Annotated in this window: 14 protein-coding genes and 1 pseudogene; 4 read left to right on the top strand and 11 right to left on the bottom strand. The window is 39.0% G+C overall.

The genetic code is table 11. From position 1 onward, the window contains the following. Positions 1-81: 81 nt before the first annotated feature. Positions 82-414 (bottom strand): PBPRA1643 family SWIM/SEC-C metal-binding motif protein, encoded by a 333-nt coding sequence (locus I6F10_RS17220; protein WP_197099170.1) that lies wholly within the window; start codon positions 412-414, stop codon positions 82-84. Positions 415-655: 241 nt separating this feature from the next. Here I6F10_RS17220 and I6F10_RS17215 point away from each other — a divergent pair, with 241 nt between their 5' ends. Both I6F10_RS17215 and I6F10_RS17210 read left to right on the top strand, forming a co-directional pair. Next, complete coding sequence (locus I6F10_RS17215; RefSeq protein WP_197099169.1) at positions 656-910, top strand: MetJ regulator of methionine regulon; 255 nt, start codon at positions 656-658, stop codon at positions 908-910. A 62-nt stretch (positions 911-972) separates the two neighbouring features. After that, positions 973-1,557 (top strand): hypothetical protein, encoded by a 585-nt coding sequence (locus tag I6F10_RS17210; RefSeq protein ID WP_197099168.1) that lies wholly within the window; start codon positions 973-975, stop codon positions 1,555-1,557. A gap of 22 nt (positions 1,558-1,579) precedes the next feature. On the opposite strand, the gene rluF is transcribed toward I6F10_RS17210, so the two are convergent. The 10 genes from rluF to I6F10_RS17160 form a co-directional block, all read right to left on the bottom strand. Then, the gene (gene rluF, locus I6F10_RS17205; protein ID WP_197099167.1) at positions 1,580-2,605 is read right to left on the bottom strand and encodes a 23S rRNA pseudouridine(2604) synthase RluF; all 1,026 of its coding nucleotides are present in this window, start codon (positions 2,603-2,605) and stop codon (positions 1,580-1,582) included. Positions 2,606-2,691: 86 nt separating this feature from the next. Further along, positions 2,692-3,762 carry a DUF418 domain-containing protein gene (locus I6F10_RS17200; protein ID WP_197099176.1) on the bottom strand — a complete coding sequence of 357 codons (1,071 nt, stop codon included), beginning with the start codon at positions 3,760-3,762 and terminating at the stop codon, positions 2,692-2,694. Between the two features lie 30 nt (positions 3,763-3,792). After that, entirely contained in the window at positions 3,793-5,007 is a 1,215-nt protein-coding gene (locus tag I6F10_RS17195) for an EAL and HDOD domain-containing protein (RefSeq protein ID WP_197099166.1), read from the bottom strand. 89 nt (positions 5,008-5,096) lie between these two features. Then, the gene (locus tag I6F10_RS17190; RefSeq protein WP_197099165.1) at positions 5,097-6,632 is read right to left on the bottom strand and encodes a glycogen synthase; all 1,536 of its coding nucleotides are present in this window, start codon (positions 6,630-6,632) and stop codon (positions 5,097-5,099) included. A gap of 80 nt (positions 6,633-6,712) precedes the next feature. Continuing rightward, positions 6,713-8,014 (bottom strand): glucose-1-phosphate adenylyltransferase, encoded by a 1,302-nt coding sequence (gene glgC, locus I6F10_RS17185; protein ID WP_002958601.1) that lies wholly within the window; start codon positions 8,012-8,014, stop codon positions 6,713-6,715. Positions 8,015-8,028: 14 nt separating this feature from the next. Further along, the gene (locus I6F10_RS17180; protein WP_197099164.1) at positions 8,029-10,566 is read right to left on the bottom strand and encodes a glycogen/starch/alpha-glucan phosphorylase; all 2,538 of its coding nucleotides are present in this window, start codon (positions 10,564-10,566) and stop codon (positions 8,029-8,031) included. Continuing rightward, complete coding sequence (gene glgX, locus I6F10_RS17175; RefSeq protein ID WP_165742602.1) at positions 10,559-12,622, bottom strand: glycogen debranching protein GlgX; 2,064 nt, start codon at positions 12,620-12,622, stop codon at positions 10,559-10,561. Before glgX ends, I6F10_RS17180 begins: the two co-directional genes overlap by 8 nt. Next, the gene (glgB, locus tag I6F10_RS17170) at positions 12,615-14,822 is read right to left on the bottom strand and encodes a 1,4-alpha-glucan branching protein GlgB (protein ID WP_165742601.1); all 2,208 of its coding nucleotides are present in this window, start codon (positions 14,820-14,822) and stop codon (positions 12,615-12,617) included. Before glgB ends, glgX begins: the two co-directional genes overlap by 8 nt. Then, positions 14,823-16,817, bottom strand: a complete 1,995-nt coding sequence (gene malQ, locus I6F10_RS17165) for a 4-alpha-glucanotransferase (protein WP_165742600.1) — start codon at positions 16,815-16,817, stop codon at positions 14,823-14,825. A 9-nt stretch (positions 16,818-16,826) separates the two neighbouring features. After that, entirely contained in the window at positions 16,827-17,129 is a 303-nt protein-coding gene (locus tag I6F10_RS17160; protein ID WP_002958606.1) for an isoamylase early set domain-containing protein, read from the bottom strand. 386 nt (positions 17,130-17,515) lie between these two features. On the opposite strand from I6F10_RS17160, the gene I6F10_RS17155 reads away from it, so the two are divergent. Both I6F10_RS17155 and I6F10_RS17150 read left to right on the top strand, forming a co-directional pair. Next, a complete protein-coding gene (locus tag I6F10_RS17155) occupies positions 17,516-18,448 on the top strand; it encodes a hypothetical protein (protein ID WP_165742599.1) in 933 nt (310 codons plus the stop codon). 82 nt (positions 18,449-18,530) lie between these two features. Further along, a pseudogene (locus I6F10_RS17150) lies at positions 18,531-19,439 on the top strand (IS256 family transposase); the annotation flags it as partial.

The following is a 19,439-nucleotide window of genomic DNA, read 5'->3' as shown; positions in this document are numbered from 1 at the left end:
AATGCCACTGGCTCAAGGTCAGTGGCATTTTTATTTAATACCGATGAAAAAAGAAAGGCTACATATTTAGTTGTTAATAAACTAACCGCAACACTTCTTATATTTTTTGCCGCTACTACATACACAAGGTGCGTTACGCTCTGGTACTTTATCAAATACTTGTGGTTTTGACTTGCTAAGCGCAAAGTCTAGTTCGCGAATATCTTCTGGTACTTCAGCTTTAACTTCAATTGAAGCAAACAGCGAATGCTCTTCTAGTATTGCTTCTATTTCTGATTGTCGTGCAACTGAGTTTACAATTAACGTGAGCGGGTGTGACTCTGTGCCTGGCTTTGCAGTACGTTTTGGTGCAAATCCATTACTGTTATTTTTACCCATTATATCGGGCTTACCCATAAAGAAAAATTTTGACATGTTACTTCTATAACCTTTCTGCATTGTTAAGACGGCGCATCTTAACAGCTTACCCTTCATATAACTAAGTGTACTTGATAATGCACAATATAAATCAGGCTTTAGCGTATATACGCCTAATATAGCGACATAATGAGGCCATTTAATGGATTTAGGCAAAATTTAAATTCGAAATATAGTAAAATTATCATGACTCAACTTAGTGCCATTTTAGTATCTAACTCAATATTATGGAAAAGCCTTGGAAAATTTTAAAACCGCGATACTAATAGCGGGCAGCGTTTTTATACTTTTTGGTTATTTACGCTTTATAACTGACGATAATGGTAACGTGAACTTAAACAACTACCGATTTACAGGTGGTTTAGTACTGGTGATTTCAGGCATGGTTGATGGCACACGCGACCTTGTTAAGCGCCTGCGCTCTAAAAACTCGTTATCGGCGATTGCAGTTTATTTAGGTATACTCTTATTTTATATTGGCTTTAGCATTTAATAGCGAAATATTAAGCGCTAATTTGGGCTTTATACAAGCAACATTTTATAAGTGAATACCCTTTGACCTTTAAGCAACTCTTCAACAGCGCCTTATTACTCTTAGTAACAGCACCTCCGCTGGTTTTACTTGCATGGGATGAGCAAGCCGACCCCGCTTTTATCCCCAACAGTATATATAACACCTTAACATTTACGTTATTTCTAATAACGGCGATAGTGTTGTCGGTTGTTTTATTAAGGCACCTATATAAAAAATACAATAATAACTTTGAATTTAAACATACAGTTAAAAAGTATATTGCTGAGCATGGGAAGTTCCGCAGCGCATTTATACCACTGTTTTTGCCTATTTTAATTTACTTATGGTTATGGACGTCAGTTTGTATTTCTGTGAAATTATGGGCCAATAAACACAGCAATAATATATGGCAGCAAGAGCATCAATTACTCGAGGTAGGTAGTTGCCCAACTGATTATGAGTACAGTTGTGCAACGCTAACTGTGCTTAGTTTACAGAACTACAGAAAATACACTTTTAGATGGTATTTAGATAAGAATAAATTGGTGACTTTGCAAAATAACAATATAAATTTAGTGGGCGTTACAAGCCCACTTGGCAATATAGTACAAGAAATACAGTGGTAGTAGAATACCACTTAGGTGCAGATTATTTTTTTAAGCTAAGGGTACGCCCCGAGCTAGGTTTTGACTGTGACGACTTGTTCTCTTTAATACTTTTTGGCTTACCAACATACGTGGTAGAACGCTTTTGATAAGGTGCTTTACTGCGCTCATTTTTGCGCTCGCCATTAGCATTACTGCGATCAGAGTTGCGACTTGAATTTCGCTCAGTACTACGCTCGCCACTTTGTTCGCCTTTATTAAAACGGCGAGGATTTTCACCCTGAAAATCACGCTTTTTAGGAATCGACGGCGTATTATTTTCTGATTGTTTATTAGCATCAAGCGAATGTTCTTGAGTTTTACCTGAGTCAGAAATCGAGTCGTTTATTTGCGCCATTTCAGTATCAGATAAATGACGCCACTGCCCTACCTTTAAACCTTTTAGTGTTACGTTCATTATACGAGTGCGCTTTAACGTCACCACTTCGTAACCTAAATATTCACACATACGGCGTATTTGGCGGTTTAAACCTTGTGTAAGTACTATTTTAAATTCTTTAGGGGCAGTTTGTGTCACTTTACAATTTTTAGTCACGGTATCTAAAATAGGCACGCCATTGGCCATTTTTGTAACAAACTGACGATTAAGCGGTTTATCAACCGTAACAACATATTCTTTTTCGTGGTTATTACCCGCACGCAAAATTTTATTAACGATGTCGCCTTCGTTAGTTAAAAATATAAGCCCTTCAGACGGTCTATCTAAACGCCCTATTGGAAATATACGCGTAGGATAATTTACCGCGCGAATAATATTACTTTGAATTTTACTTTCGGTAGTACACGTAATACCAACGGGTTTATTGTAAGCGATATAAACGCGCTTTGGTGTGGCTTTAAGTGGCTTGCCATCAACCAATACAACATCGGTAGCAGCAACTTTTACGCCCATTTCAGGCGAGTAGCCATTAACGCTGACACGACCTTGCTCAATATATTTATCGGCTTCGCGGCGTGAACAAAATCCTGTTTCACTAATAAATTTATTTAAACGTTTTAATTCGGTCATGGCACTTATAGCGTAGTAATTTTTAAGGCGAGTAGTGTAAACCACCCACACTATTTTTTCGCCCCTAATTTAAAATTTATAGGTGTTTAAGCATTAATTTTTGCTTTCGTTAATTTACGCCATACAAATTCAAGCGGGCCTTGGTTAAAATAACGGCTGTATATAAAGGTAAATATGAGCTGCAATGCAACTAATGCCGTTGCAACTAACCAGTAGTCAATACGATCAAAATTGAGCACCCAGTGCGTAAATAGCACTTTATATAACAATAATTGTATGAGTGTTTGGCTAATATATAAAGTAAATGCTAAGCGCCCCGCTTGTTGAATAAGCGTGCCAACATGTGCGCTGTTATTGCAAAATTTAACAATTAATTGAATATACAGCGTAGCCATACCTAGCGCCGCAAACATATTTACAAATTCTTGCACCCCATATCCTAAGCTGCCATTAAGCTGTGATGCATAAAGCCTGATTCCACAAAAAACAAGGGTCATTGCACCGCAAACTATTAATTGCTGAGTCGTTAAACCTTTACTAAAAACGTCTTGTTTATATAAATAAATGCCAATAAGCATAAGGCCCACGCACATCCACATTGTCATTATTGGCACCATAACAAGCATTAACGTGTTCATAGCAAGGTTACTAATAAAGTAATCAATATAGTGTGGGTTATATAATTCAATAAACTGTGCTGTATCGCGGTAAATTATTTCATCGGGTACGCTAGATATAACAAGTAAGGTAACTACACCCGACAACAAGGTAAATGCAAGCCCTCTTTTTAAAAGTACGTTGCTATCACTTTCTAAATATTTAATAACAAACCAGCCAGATACACCGTAAACAAATAAAATATCACCGGCCCAAAGTAAAAAACCATGCGCTAAACCAAAGAGGATTAACCAATAGAGCCTGCTTTTTATTTGCACTTCAGACTTGTAACGTTGCCACTGAATGTAAAGCCCAGCACCAAAAAGCAAACTAAACAGCGTTCTAAAACGCCCGTCTACAAACACGCTGCTAAGGGTGTGAATAATTGAGTCGCTAACAGGAGGATTAGTTAAGGAGGAATACCCATATTCAAAAATGCCGAAGGCGTAAGCATTCATGTAAACAAGGCCAAGCACGGCAACGCCGCGAATAAAGTCCATATTATAATTGCGCATTAAAGCTATTATCCGTTAAATATTATTCTTATAACTGTCAGCCCAATCGACTGACTGCTGGTAAAGTGGAGGTAGTATAGCACTGTCTATATTCAACAAAAGTACAGCTTGTTCAAGTGCCCACCAGCTTCCTGATTCATATGCTTTAACAACGTTCAAAATATAATAAAGTGTGTTTTTGTTCCCTAATAATGCCGTTTTTATTTCATCAGGGAATGGTAGCTTTTCAACAAGCAAGCTCATTGGTTGATCAAGGATTGCATCCAGTAACGAGAATAACCCTGTTAAAAATGCTTCGCCTGAATGACTTTTATTAACCTTTTTTGCCACAAGCTCACAAAAGCGAGCACGTATAACACATACTTGCATTAGCTCCGCTGGCTTTTTACCCGCTGTATGAGCAGTAACAATAAGGCTCACAAACTTTTTCAGGCGTTCGTGTCCTAAATACACAAGCGCTTGCTTTAATGACGATATTTGGCTTTGTATAGGAAACACACCGCTGTTTATTAATCTTAGTAACTTATATGCGAGTGCAGCATCTAGCTCAAACAGGCTTGCGATGGTTTTAATATCAGGGCTTTGCTTCATTATTTCTGCGTAAATAGCGACGACTAAACCATAATTATAATCAATGTCGTTTTGCTTGATCATGGTAGGCTTTGCAAAAAAATAGCCTTGAAAATAATCAAACCCCATATCAAAGGCGAGCTTATAGTCTTCTTGTGTTTCTATTTTTTCGGCTAGTATTTTTATTTGTTTATGCGCTTGTAACTTAGTAACTATGGGCTGTATTTCGCTAAGAGGTGTAATTGCAATATCAAATTTAATGAGCTTCACAAGCTTTAGAAAACGATCCCATTGTGGTTTATATACAAAATCATCGAGCGCGAGTTTGTAGTTACTATGAAATAAACCTCGGCATAGCTCATAGTTATCGTCGGTAGGTTCTATGGTTTCGAGCAACTCAATCACAACGTCTTGGCATGGTAAGAAAGCACATAAATCGAGTTTTAGTGATTCTGGTCCTATATTAATAAGTGCTTTTTTGCCTGATGTAATATGGCGTGTACCTAAATTTAATTGATTTTCCATAATAAGCCTTGCTGTTGCTTGGCCTTCTGCAATATCTGGAAAATAATTTTTTGGACTATCACGAAAAAGTAGCTCATAGGCTACTACTTTTTTACTTCGATTGAATATTGCTTGCCTTGCAACAAATACAGACACATTACCTACTTCTTAGCTTTTATATAATACTAAGTAATTAAACCCTAAGCAGGTAGATTTGTCACTAAACTTTAAAGTACAGAAACGATTTACCGGTATAAGGTTGTTATATAATCAGTTGCCACTTGTGGCCACGAAAAACGCATTAGCTCTGCGCTGTGCTTAATTTTATGCCATCTTTTAGGATTTTGCTTTTTAATTAAGAGAGTTTCGTCTAAACAGCTAATTAAATTACGCGTTTGCGTTGCCAACGTGTCTCCATTAAAGCTAAAACCATTTTCGTGGTGTTTAACAGTATCTTTTAATCCGCCAACACTGTGTACTAAACACGGTTGCCCCGCTCGCATTGCTAGCATTTGGCTAATACCACACGGTTCAAACGAGCTTGGCATTAAAAATAAGTCACCTAATTGATACATTAAATCGCCAACACCTTGCCCATACCCCTTTAAAAATAAAAGATTGGAATTACGCGCCATTGCTTTGGTAAATATACTTTCGAGCTCTTTGTCACCCGAGCCGAGAATAATAAGTCTGCCATTATGTTCATTAATTAATTGGCACACTTTATCAATAGTTAAAACCCCATTAACCTGCTGGCACAATAACAACACTTTTTGCTCAGTAAGACGGCCAACGCTTGTAACTAATGGACCGTTATTAACCGTTGCTTTAAATTGCTGTAGTCGTTGGTGGGCAATATAGTAGCCACTTTGTAACTGCTCGCTATTTGCCATCCAAGTAAATAAAGTGTTCTCTGCTTGGCTATAAAAATCAGCGAGAGTTGCTCCTTTAAGTGCATTGCTTGGATATTCGCAGCCATTTAAAATACCAACAAGCTTGCCTTGGCTTGCTGCATTTTGCAGATCTCGCTCAAGCCCTTCGCCACCAAAAAAACCATGTTCGTAATTGCTAGGTTCAAGAACCTCTTGGCTGTAAGTTGGCGATACAACATGTATTTTATCGCATAGATTTATTGCACTGCGCATAGGATTAAAACAATGAGGGTAACGCGGGTCGCATAATTGCTGGCCATTATAACTAAGTGATGGAAACCACGCCTCTAAGCTTGAATCATCATGTTTGAAAGGCCTTATCCCTTGCAGTGCAATATTATGCACTGTGAAGGCAATAGGTAAGGTATTAAGTGAGCTATAACGTGGCTCAAACTTAAGTAAAACTGCAACGCAGGCACTGTGCCAATCATGTAAATGCAGCGCTGTAGGGCGCTTTAATACACCTTGTAATAACGCTTCGCAGACGGCTGCGTTAAATAGAGCAAATTTAGTCGCATCAGTTGCAAAAGGCCTCCCCGGTGCATCATTACAATATACACTGCCTGATTCACTAAATAACGGGTGGCTAATAACAATTTGGCTTACATTATTTTCGGCTTGTTGTACTTTAAAAATGGTTAATACATGGGGTTGAGCATTAAATGCAACGGTTACTTCACCTATATAAATACGCTCAAGCGGCTCAAACCCGTAATCAGGAATAACAACATCAACCGTTATACCTTGCTTTGCAAGAGCCTTAGGTGCATCGCGTACTACATCTGCCACACCGCCTACTTTTGCGCCTGGTAACGCGTCATTTTCTGCTGCAACCATTAATACATGCATTAATTTATTATTTCCTTTAAACCTGTGTGAGCTTGCTCACAAATGAGCAAGCTATGTTGTCGTGCTTATCTAACTTGTTGTTACGCTAGCTTTTTATTTTCTCGCGCTTGGCGTTCTAACTTTTTTGCAAGCTCAGTGAGCATATCACGTGTAACAAGAACGATACCTTTTTTAGATACCCTAAAGCCATTTTCTTCATCTGTTTTTTTGTCAAAACCGATTTCAAGACCTGCCGGTATTTCACAGCTTCTATCTATTATTGCGCGTTTAATTTTACAACCTCGGTTTATAACCGCACCGGGTAAAATAACCGACTGCTCAATAGTACAAAATGAGCGAACGTGAACGTTAGAAAACAACAGGGATTTTCTAACCGCAGAGCCCGAAATAATACACCCACCCGAGACTGTTGAGTCTAAAGCCATACCACGTCTATCTTCGTCATCGAAAATAAATTTAGCAGGTGGTAGTTGCTCTTGATAAGTCCATATTGGCCACGTTGGATCGTATAAATCAAGTTGTGGCTCTGGCATTACCAGTTCCATATTAGCTTCCCAGAACGAGTCAAGCGTACCTACATCGCGCCAATAAGGTTGCCCTTCTTGGTTTGGATCTCTAAATGGGAAAGCAAATACATTATGCTCTTCTATAATCGCTGGAATAATATCGTGACCAAAATCGCGTCCAGAGCCTTCATTTTCAGAATCTTTTTTAAGTTGCTCAAATAAAAATTCTGTATTGAAAATGTAGTTCCCCATTGATGCTAAACATGTACCTGGCTTGCCGGGTACGGAGCTCGGCATTGCTGGTTTTTCATCAAAACGACACACTCTATTTTCTTCATCAACGGTCATTACACCAAACGTGTCTGCGGCTTCCTCTACTGGGACTTCAATACAACACACAGTCATATCTGCGCCTTTTTGCACATGTTCAGCCAATAAAGCACCATAGTCCATACGGTACACATGATCTCCAGACAAAATCATCACATATTTAGGAAGCTCATGACGAATAATATCTATGTTTTGAAAAACAGCATCTGCGGTTCCACAATACCAATCATCACCTTGGCGCTGAGATGCAGGTAGTATTTCAACCGACTCTCCTAGCTCTTTTTTAAAGTGCCCCCATGCGCGGTTTACATGGCGTATTAATGAATGTGATTTATATTGTGTAGCAATACCAACACGTCTCACACCCGAGTTAATGCAGTTTGATAGTGGAAAATCGATAATTCGATGCTTACCACCAAAGTAAACTGCTGGCTTTGCTCGCCAATCGGTTAACTCATGCAGGCGAGAACCGCGACCGCCTGCCAGTATTAACGCGTAAGTTTCTCTGGTTAGGCTACTTATGTAGCGATTTGCATAATTAGGCATAATACTCTCTCCATTTAGTCTAGGCTTTTAGTGGCATGGCTTTTAGTTGTCGTTAAGTCTGTTTCACTAATATTGAGGGGTTCTAAATGCCAAATATCTTCACTGTATTGGCTTATGGTTCTGTCACTTGAAAACATACCACTGGCTGCTGTATTTAAAATACTCATTTGTGTCCAGTAGGTCTGGTCTGCGTAAGCTTTATCAACTTCTTTTTGAGCTGCTACATAACTTTCAAAATCGTGAGCAACAAGCCATGGATCGTGCGGGCTCTTAATTGCATTTGTTATGTCGTCAAATAAGCATGGCTCAAATAAATTAAAATGCCCGCTCTCGAGTAATTGCATCACATTCTTTAAATCGCTATTTTGCGATATTAAATGCTCTGGATTATAACGTGATTTAATATCGTCAATTTCGTGCGCTTGTGCGCCAAACAAAAAGAAGTTATCAGCACCAACAGCATCTCTAATTTCAATGTTTGCGCCATCCAGCGTGCCTATTGTCAATGCACCATTCATCATAAATTTCATGTTGCCAGTACCAGACGCTTCTTTGCCTGCGGTAGATACTTGCTCTGAGAGGTCGGTTGCAGGACAAATAACTTCCATTGCGGTTACGTTGTAATTAGGTAAAAATGCGACGCGTAAATATGGTGCAGCTTGAGGGTCTTTATTTATAACCTCTGCCACGTTATTAATAAGCTTAATAATTTTTTTAGCCATGTAATAACCTGGCGCTGCTTTACCACCTAATAGAACACAACGAGGAACAAGTCCTTGGGTATCCCCACGGCGAATGCGGTCATATAAATGAATCACATGAAGTATGTTTAATAGCTGACGTTTGTATTCGTGGATACGTTTTACTTGTACGTCAAACATCATTGATACATCAAAATCGATATCGCAGCGCGCCTTAACTAAATCAACTAAACGTTGTTTGTTTTCACGTTTAGCATTTTGCCACTGCTCATGAAATGCCTTGTTGTCATAAAAACGACGTAGGTCACTAATTTTTGAGAAGTTTTTAACCCAGTCATGACCAATTTTTCCACCAATTAATTCACTTAATACTGGATTACAATGCGCAAGCCATCGACGAGGCGTTACACCATTTGTTTTGTTATTAAACTTATCTGGCCACAATGCATAAAATTCTTTAAATAATCCCGCTTTTAACAGTTCAGTATGAAGTGCTGCTACGCCATTTACAGAGTAACTACCTACAATAGCTAAATAAGCCATACGAATTTGCGGCTCATCACCCTCTTCAATCAGTGACAATGCACGTTGCTTTTCAACATCTCCCGGCCATTGCTGTGCAACTTGTGCTAAAAAGCGTGCATTTATCTCGTAAACTATTTCTAAAATGCGTGGTAATAATTTTGAAAACAACAAAACAGACCATTTTTCAAGCGCTTCAGGAAGTAGCGTATGATTTGTATAGGCCATGGTTTTAGTTGTGATTTGCCACGCATCGTTCCAATTTAATTCGTAATCATCAATTAAAATACGCATTAGCTCTGCAACAGCAATACTTGGATGCGTGTCGTTTAACTGAAAAACATGAAAATCAGCAAAGTCACTAAAGCTCTCGCCATGTTGAGAAACCCATTGGTCTACTACGTCTTGAATACTCGCCGATGATAAAAAGTATTGTTGGCGTAACCTAAGCTCCTTACCATTTTCGCTGCTGTCATTTGGATACAGCACCATGGTGATCTGTTCGGCTAGATTTTTTTGTGCGACGGCTTCTGAGTAACTGCCCGCATTAAATTCGGTTAAATTAAATTCATCTGTTGCCTCTGATTTCCACAGACGTAGTGTATTTACGATATTGTTTTTATAACCAGGGACAGGTACATCGTACGGTACAGCTAATACATCTTGTGAGCCCATCCATTGACGGTGCTCTCTGCCAAATTTATCTGTGTAACTTTGCACATAGCCACCAAACTTCACACGTTTTGCATGCTCTGGTGCGCTTAGCTCCCATGGATGTCCTTCACGTAGCCAGTTATCTGGTTGCTCAATTTGGTTACCATCTTTAATCGATTGATTAAACATGCCGTATTCGTATCGTAGGCCATAGCCAATAACAGGCAACGCTAAACTAGCACAGCTATCTAAAAAGCAGGCTGCAAGGCGCCCTAGCCCGCCATTTCCTAGGCCAGCGTCGTGCTCGGCGTCTTCAATTGTTTCTATTGTTGTGCAGTACTCTTGTAGTGCTGAGCTTACTTGTTTATCTAAATCTAGATTTAAAACAGCATTACCTAGCGCACGCCCCATCAAAAACTCAAGAGAAAGGTAAGCCGTTTTGCGCCGTTTCTCTTGCTTAATTTGTTGATTCGTTTCTCTGCAGCGGGCCACAAGTCTGTCGCGAATAGTAAGCGCTAATGCGTGATACAAATAATGCTGCGATTCACCCACCTTATCTCGGCCGAGGGTATAATAAAAATGCCGTGTTAAGTCATCTTTAAGCGTACTTTCATCAATAACTGGCCCTTCTTGCCAGCCCTTTACTACACACACTTGATCACTTTGTTTAACCATGACTAACATCCTCTAAATTGGCACTAAAAACCCAACTACTTTGTGCTGAAATTTCAACCATCGCATCTTCATTACTGCTCACAGATGCATTATGTACACTTGATAGAATCATTTGCCACGGCGCATTAATTGGCGATGGGGGCATTTGACAAAAAATTGTTTTTTCACTGGCATTAAATACAATCAGCAATGCATGATTGTTTTGCTTATCAAGTAAGCTATACATTAAAAACTGTCTGGTATCTTCATGCCAGTGAGCATCAGTCATGGTTTTACCTTGTTCGGTAAACCACTTAACGGTAAAACGCTCGTCTATATCATCTAAAAATACACTGTGTTTAAACGCACTGTGCGCACGTCTAATTTTTAATGCATCATCAATAAATCGTGTTAACGAATGATTAAGTTGAGAATCTTTCCAGGCAAGCCAACTAGTGCGATTATTTTGGCAATAAGCATTGTTATTCCCCCCTTGCGAGTGCGCCATTTCGCTACCAGCAGCAATCATGGGAACACCTTTTGAGAGAATTAAAGTAAGTAAAAAGTTCTTTTGTTGCTGTAAGCGCAGTGCGTTTATTTTAGAGTCGCTGGTAAAACCTTCTACCCCACAGTTAAACGAATGATTTGCACTGTGCCCATCTCGATTTTGCTCGCCATTAGCTTCGTTATGTTTATGCTCATAACTCACTAAATCAGCAAGGGTAAAACCATCATGACTCGCTATAAAATTAATACTATTGAGCGGCCCACGTTGGCTGTGCTCAAAAATATCAAACGATCCATGCAAACGTTTTGCAACGTTGGCAATAATGCCTGTTTCACTTTGCCAAAAACGTCTAATTACATCGCGGTATTGATCGTTCCATTCTCGCCATGGCGGCGGGAATGCACCAAGCTGATAACCACCTGGGCCTATATCCCAAGGCTCACTTATTAACTTAACTTTGTTAAGCACAGGGTCTTGGGCAACTACTTGTAAAAAAGTATGTGCGGAGCTAAAGCCTGCTTTTGAGCGGCCTAAAATGGTCGCTAAATCAAACCTAAAACCATCAACTCCCATTACTTCAACCCAATAACGAAGGCTATCAAGTACAAGTTGCAGTGTTTTAGGGTGGTCAATATTTATGGTATTACCACAGCCGGTATCGTTTATATATACGTCAGGCTGCCCCTCTACTGTGCGGTAATAGGCTAAGTTATCAAAGCCTCTAAGCGATAGTATAGGGCCATCGGCCCCAGCCTCTGCGGTATGGTTATAAACAACATCTAAAATAACTTCTATGTCGGCAGCATGAAGCTCTTTCACCATTTGCTTAAACTCGTTTATATCGTCGTTTACTAAATAGTCTTTATGGGGGGTAAAAAAGTTAAGCGTGTTATAACCCCAATAGTTTTGCAGCCCTTTTCCTGTTAAAAATTGCTCACTAATAAAAGAATGAACAGGTAAAAGCTCAACGGCTGTAACACCAAAGCTTTGTAAGTGTTCAATAAAGCTTGGGTGGCTTAACCCTAAAAACTTCCCTTGTAGAGATTTGGGAATTTTAGGATGACGACACGTTGTACCTTTTACATGACACTCATAAATAACCGTGTTTGACCAACGGTGGTTAGGCTTTTTATGCCTATACATCGTAGGAGCCGCTACTTTTGATTTAGGTATATCAATCGCATTATTTACAGTGCTTTTAGTACCGATGGGCATTTGCCCGTAATGGCGTTCACTCCAAGTAAACTCACCAAACAAGTCTTTTGCATATGGGTCTATCAGCAGCTTATTTTCGTTAAACAGTTGACCATTTTTAGGGTTATATTCACCCTCAACTCTAAAACCATAAAGCGCACCGGCGTTTAATGGCGAAATATGAATACTCCAAATACCCCCTTCGTTGATATTCATCGCCATTTTTAGTATTTCTGAATGGCCACTTTTATCAAACAGGCATACATAAGCTTGGCTCGCCCCAGGCGCATAAAGCGCGAAGTTGACCCCATTATCAATAACACTAGAGCCAAGTGGTTCTACATTACCGGGTGCTACATCAAATCGGTTACTCATCATCAACCTTTTGTAAATAAATAGTAGTTAAGCCACCAATGGCAATTGAAATACTGTGTTTAAAACCATGATTTGATTCGTTTATTGCCTGAACTATCTGCGATGAATCTTTAGTTACCTCTACGCCAGAGCCAAAAAACTGAGTATCATCTGTATTTAAAATGACCTTGTAACGCCCTTTACTCGGTACGCCAATAACGTAGTTTTCATAGGACGCGGGGGTAAAATTAGCAATAACAACCACAAAGTTTTTTGCGTTTTTAGCATAGCGAACAAAGCTCAGAATGCTCTGCTGATTATTATTGTTATCTATCCAGGTAAAACCAGCCGCGCTCGAATCTAGCTCATACAACGCAGGTTGGTTTTTATAAACCGTATTTAGTGTTTTTACCGTTTGCTTTATACCATTATGGCTTTGGTGCTCAAGTAAATGCCAATCAATAGAATGATCGTGTCCCCACTCTTTTCGCTGTGCAATTTCACCGCCCATAAATAAGAGTTTTTTACCCGGGTGTGCCCACATAAATGCGTAATAAGCGCGTAAATTTGCAAATTTCTGCCAATCATCGCCTGGCATTTTTTCAATTAACGAGCCTTTACCATGTACTACCTCATCGTGGCTTAATGGCAATATATAGTTTTCGCTAAACGCGTATACCATCGAAAAAGTCATTTCGTGATGATGATGCTGACGATAAAGCGGGTCGTGCTGCATGTAATGCAAACTATCGTTCATCCAACCCATGTTCCACTTATAACCAAAGCCTAAACCGTTGTGCTCAACACTTTGGGTGACACCCGGCCATGCTGTTGACTCCTCAGCCACCATCATAATGCCTGGGTTGTTTTTATAGCTGCGCATATTGACTTGCTTTAGGCACTCAATTGCACCTAAGTTTTCACGCCCACCGTAGCAATTAGCAACCCACTCGCCTTCTTTTCGGCTGTAATCTAAATACAACATAGAAGCTACGGCATCTACACGCAGGCCATCTAAACCAAATTGATGTAGCCAATACATAGCATTTGATATTAAAAAGCTTTTAACTTCAGGACGGTCGTAGTTATAAATGTAGGTATTCCAATCAGGATGAAACCCTTGGCGTTTATCAGCATGCTCATATAAATGGGTGCCATCAAATCGATGTAAGCCATGCGGATCACTTGGAAAATGCCCTGGCACCCAATCAAGTAAAATACCTAAATTAGCTTTGTGGCACTGCTCTACAAAGTATTTAAAGCTGTTGTAGCCGCCAAAGCGGCTGGTAGGTGCAAATAATCCAACAGGCTGATACCCCCACGAACCATCAAACGGGTATTCACTTATTGGCATAAGTTGCAGGTGAGTAAAATTCATTTCAAGAGCGTAGCTAACGAGTTTGTCGGCAAGCTCTGTGTAACTTAAATAACGGTTGTTTTCAGCGCGTTGCCATGAGCCTAAATGCACTTCGTAAATACTAATTGGTGCATCAATATGGTTACGCTTTTGTCTGTTTTGAAGTGCCTGCTCGCCAAGCTTTATAGGTTCTGGTTTATACTGCAGTACACTTGCGGTGCCAGGTGCTTGTTGCATTTTAAATGCATAGGGGTCGGCTTTTTCGAGCACCTCTCCACTTTGCGCGGTAATTGCAAATTTGTAGCACATGTCAGCTTTAAGGCCTGGTACAAATAACTCCCATACACCACTTGCAGGATGAAAGCGCATAAAGTGGCGATTCGCTTGCCAAAAGTTAAACTCACCAATAATAGAGACACTTGCCGCATTAGGCGCCCATACACAAAAACGTACACCGTCTACGTTTTGTTGAGTACTAAAATGTGCACCAAAATGCGAGTAAGCATGTTCAAGACTGCCTTCGTTAAATAAATACATTGCCTCTGCATCAAGTGTGCTTTGGAAACTGTATTCATCATAAAAGGTAACGCTGCTATCTGTGTACTGAGCAATGCATTCATATGGCGCAGTGGGCAAAGCATCAACTTTGGCTATAAATAAGTCACTTTGCTGGTAGCGTTTCGCCTTAATACTTTTATTATTTAATGTAACACTTACGCTTATTGCACAAGGTAGATAAAAACGAATTTCAACCTCAGCATCCGTTTTATGTGCCCCTAAGAAGCTAAATGGGTCTTTAAATCGCCCTATATTTAATGCGTGTACTTGTGCATCGTAACTATTTTCATTAGTTGTACTGCTCATTTAACCTTTCCTTATTGAATCGATAGCAGCTAAAAGTGAGGCATTTTTGGTAAAAATTTCTTCACTGGTATGCGTTAATACACGTCGCCAATTAGGATATTCTTTATCTGTCCCGGGGATATTAACCGGATACTTTTGCTCATCTAAGTCATCTATTTGTATTGCAAATAAACGCGATTGAGAGCCTGCTAAACACAATGCAAGTGCGCTATAAACAGTCACAGCTTCACTATGTAATAAAAGCTCAGTTGTATTGCCATGGTGATTAATAAAACGTAGTAACCTTTGTTGCTCTTCTATTCGCTGTTGCTTTAGTTGCTCGTATTCATTGCAAGTTATAAGCTTATATTGTTGCTTAATATCTAAATCATCATGTTGCCACCAGCCTGTAAATGGAGGAACATCGTGATTAGCTATCATTAACAAACAATGTGTTGCCAGCTCATCTACCGATAAAAACTCTCCACTGTGCTGTTTCTCAAAATAGAATAAGCTGTTGGAAAAAATACCGCTAGATGCCAAAGCTTCCCTAACCTCTGGCGGTACGATGCCTAAATCTTCACCAATAACAATACTCTGATTAATATGCGATTCAATTTTTAAAATGGCAAGTAAATGCTCAAACGGATAATAAACATAACAGCCGTCTTGTTCGCCATTGCTTTCGAAGCACCACCATAGGCGCCTAATAGCCATTACGTGGTCAATTCGAAGTCCACCTACGTTTTGCATGTTTGCCCGAATGAGCGAGCGGTAAAATTGGTAGTGATTATTACTAAGGCTTTGGGGATTGAGGGCTGGGAGGCCCCAATTTTGACCTGCTTCAGCCCATGGATCGGGTGGAGCGCCTACACTTGCACCTTGGCTAAACAACGATTGCTGATTTTTAAATTCAGCCCCATCGCCAGCACAACCAACAGCTAAGTCGTTTATTAAGCCAATAGCCATGCCTCTCTCTGCGCAACTGTTTTGACACAGTGCCAGTTGCATATGCGCTTGCCATTGCAGGTAATAAGCAAATGTTAGGTTATCTGATTCGAGGGTATTTAACGTAGTAGAATGAGTATTACAAAAATCAGTAAACGCTTGGCGACGCTCATCACTTGCCGTTAATTCAAACTGATTATAAAGCGCTTCAAATAACGTATACTTTGTACGGCTTACATTTTCATAATCTATAAACTGATCATTACTTTTAATAAGCGCAGCGACATCATCTTGCTGCATAATGGCGTCAAGGTTTTCGTTATTTATTGCGTCTTCGCTTAGTACGATAGAAATATAAAGAGGATTTAATAAAGCGCGACTATTAGGGCTATAAGGACTGGCTCGCTCTGGCATATCAGCAAATAACAAATGCAGTGGATTAAGTAATATATAATCCATGTTTTGGAAGCTGCATAGTTTTGTAAGCGCTAATAAATCGTCAAAGTCGCCAATACCCAAATTCGCTCTATTTTTTAATGTGTAAAGCTGAATAGATAATCCAGTGCGCTTTGTGTCTCCCACTTGAAAGACTTGCTCAGGCACGCACCAAATTTGTGTAATAGCGTGTTGCTCACCTACCTGAACATTAGCGTCATGATAGCCAATTGACATATTATCTATGGGTAGTGCCAGCTCAATATAGCGAACGCCATGCAAGTAATATTCACCAGTGACAGCCAAGTTATAAAGGTTATCAAATGCTAAATGCATTCCAAGTGAAGGGACATCAATGTTAGCGGCTAAATATTGCTGACGTTCATCTATACGAAGCTTTAACAAACATGCACTTTGCTCAACTAAACTCACACTAGGTACTAAATCAAGCCAAAGCGATGCATCTAAATCATAAGTTAGTTGAGCTATTCCTGCTTCATTATTTGTATCAACACCACAACATTGCAAAGCACGTTTACGCGTTTCTTCGCTAAAAAATACCTGTTCACCTGTATACTTAGTGAATTCAAAGCCAATACCATGCAGGTAAAACAACTGCGAAAGAGCATCCATTGAATCGCCTTAATTAGTGCGTTGAGTATTTACTATGCTGTTTTCTGTGCCAAATGTATTGCCGATATAACCGTCAGCTTGATGGTCGTTATCCCAAATGTCTCCATTAATTAGATAACGAAAGTGAAATTGTTGATCGATAGGTAAGCGTTGCTTAAATTTAAACACACCTTGTTTTTTATAAAGCTTCATTGGCACTGGTTGCCAATCATTAAATTCACCTAATAAGCAAACTTCTTCTGCCTCTGGATGAGAAAATTCAAAAGTAACTTCAGCTTCATCTTTTGTTTTAAAAAAACGTTTATTCAACATAGCAGGCTCCAACTAAACCAAAAAGGGTACTTAATCTTTGCCACAGGCCATACAACTAAACAAAAAGGCGATGTGGTAACCATCTAAAAATCATTAAACGTGTTATTAGTTAAACAAAACTTTATTTGCGCTTTATTACAGTGCAAATAATATTTCAATTACACCAAAAAGGTGCATTAACCTTATATACAATACGCTTTAAATGATACTTAACATACAGAGCAATATTCAAACCAACAAACTATTAAAAACCTCATTAGTTCAATATATAAATATTTATAGCTGCAAATATCCGAAGAAAATTTAAAATCCTAAATTACTTTTTTTATATTACTTCATCATGGATAATACACATCATTCTAATACTCTGAAATATCATTAATTTCATGTTGAAAAAAAGCATTTTAATAACTACCACCATCATTTTTTTAGTTGTAGCTGCATTTATTGGTACTTCAATTTATACCTTATACAGTAAAAAAGAAATCTCAGTTGATCCTAAATTAAAAGAAATATCAGGAATAGAATTTGATAAACAGCAACGTTTATGGGCAATTAACGACGGAGGCAATGAACCAAAGCTATACAGACTCAATAAAGACGGTTCTATTGCTAAAGAAATTTTAGTTGAAAACGCTAAAAACATTGATTGGGAAGACATGACCCAAAACAAATTTGGGCACTTCTTTTTAGGCGATTTTGGTAACAACAAAAACGATCGTAGATGGCTCACTATTTATAAAATAGAAAACCCGATAGATATAAAAACAGATACGACTCAAGCAGAAATAATTAAGTTTACCTACCCCGAAATGGATGGCAGTCCTATAAAGCCCAATAAACGTAATTTTGATTTAGAGGCATTTGTAGCTCTAGGACGTCACTTATATTTATTTACTAAAAACCGCACAGAGCCATTTGACGGTATTACTAAGGTTTATAAAGTGGGCGATCATGCCGCTAATTTTAAAGCAGAGTTAATAGACTCATTTAAAACATGTACCACTTTAGAAAAGCTATGCTGGATAACATCGGCTGCTTTAAGCCCTGATCGTAAAAAGCTGATATTACTTGATTCAACCAGTATTTGGTTATTCGAAAATTTTGAGGGTGATAAGTTTTTTTCTGGCGATGTATCAAAAATTGACTTAGGAATAGTGACTCAAAAAGAAGCTATCACTTTTTTTGATGACAATACTATTGTATTTACAGATGAAGAGTTTAAAGGTATTGGCGGTAATGCTTATTTTATAAAGCTTGATGAAGCCAAAAAAGAAATTATAAGAAAAAAGCCGACCTCAGAAAAAATACATCCATAATATAATGTGAGGATGTAACTAATTTTGTGTAACTGCCTATCATTATTTACTCTAAAAAGAGTTTAAGGATTAGGCGATGAACATGAATAAAGAAGAACTCGAAGCGTTTGCAAAAGAAGCAGCTAAAAGTATTAAAACACCTGACGATTTAAATAAATTTAGTCAGATGTTAAAAAAGATAACTGTTGAAGCCGCACTTAATGCAGAAATGGATGAACATTTAGGCTATCAAAAACACAGTAAATCCACGAGCAGTAATAGACGAAATGGTAAAACAAGTAAGCGTATCAAGACAGAAGACGGTGAATTTTAGCTTGATACGCCCCGCGACCGTGAAGGCTCTTTTGAGCCACAGCTTGTTAAAAAGCATCAATCTCGATTCACCTCAATGGATGATNGCGACCGTGAAGGCTCTTTTGAGCCACAGCTTGTTAAAAAGCATCAATCTCGATTCACCTCAATGGATGATAAAATTTTATGGCTGTATGCCCAAGGAATGAGCACACGCGATATCGTGAATGCCTTTCATGAGTGGTATGGCACTGATATCTCTCCCACATTGGTGTCACGTGTTACCAGCGCTGTTATGGAGCAAGTCACTGAATGGCAATCTCGCCCCCTGGATGCGATTTATCCTATTGTTTATTTGGATTGCTTGGTTGTAAAAATACGCCAAGATAAGCGCGTTATCAAAAAGTCTATTTACCTTGCTTTAGGTATTAATATTGACGGCCATAAAGAATTGCTTGGCATGTGGATTTCAGAAAATGAAGGGGCTAAGTTTTGGCTGAGCGTGCTCACCGAATTAAGCCAACGGGGCGTTGAAGATATCTTAATCGCGTGCGTAGATGGGCTGAAGGGATTTCCTGATGCAATTAATACTGCTTACCCGCAAACTCATGTTCAATTGTGTATAGTGCATATGGTTCGAAACTCATTGAAATATGTCTCATGGAAAGATTATAAAGCCGTGACGGCCGATTTGAAGCTG

Source organism: Pseudoalteromonas sp. SWYJZ98, assembly GCF_015864495.1.
In the GTDB taxonomy this organism is placed as follows: Bacteria; Pseudomonadota; Gammaproteobacteria; order Enterobacterales; family Alteromonadaceae; genus Pseudoalteromonas; species Pseudoalteromonas distincta.
The sequence above is the reverse complement of the archived record's forward strand: the minus strand, read 5'-3'. Positions and strand labels throughout refer to the sequence as shown.

Coding starts and splice junctions, on each gene's coding strand:
- I6F10_RS17200 (WP_197099176.1), bottom strand. CDS start 3,762: ATGGACTTTATTCGCGGCGTTGCCGTGCTTGGCCTTGTTTACATGAAT.
- I6F10_RS17220 (WP_197099170.1), bottom strand. CDS start 414: ATGTCAAAATTTTTCTTTATGGGTAAGCCCGATATAATGGGTAAAAAT.
- glgC (WP_002958601.1), bottom strand. CDS start 8,014: ATGCCTAATTATGCAAATCGCTACATAAGTAGCCTAACCAGAGAAACT.
- I6F10_RS17155 (WP_165742599.1), top strand. CDS start 17,516: ATGTTGAAAAAAAGCATTTTAATAACTACCACCATCATTTTTTTAGTT.
- I6F10_RS17160 (WP_002958606.1), bottom strand. CDS start 17,129: ATGTTGAATAAACGTTTTTTTAAAACAAAAGATGAAGCTGAAGTTACT.
- I6F10_RS17180 (WP_197099164.1), bottom strand. CDS start 10,566: ATGGTTAAACAAAGTGATCAAGTGTGTGTAGTAAAGGGCTGGCAAGAA.
- I6F10_RS17190 (WP_197099165.1), bottom strand. CDS start 6,632: ATGCATGTATTAATGGTTGCAGCAGAAAATGACGCGTTACCAGGCGCA.
- rluF (WP_197099167.1), bottom strand. CDS start 2,605: ATGACCGAATTAAAACGTTTAAATAAATTTATTAGTGAAACAGGATTT.
- glgB (WP_165742601.1), bottom strand. CDS start 14,822: ATGAGCAGTACAACTAATGAAAATAGTTACGATGCACAAGTACACGCA.
- malQ (WP_165742600.1), bottom strand. CDS start 16,817: ATGGATGCTCTTTCGCAGTTGTTTTACCTGCATGGTATTGGCTTTGAA.
- glgX (WP_165742602.1), bottom strand. CDS start 12,622: ATGAGTAACCGATTTGATGTAGCACCCGGTAATGTAGAACCACTTGGC.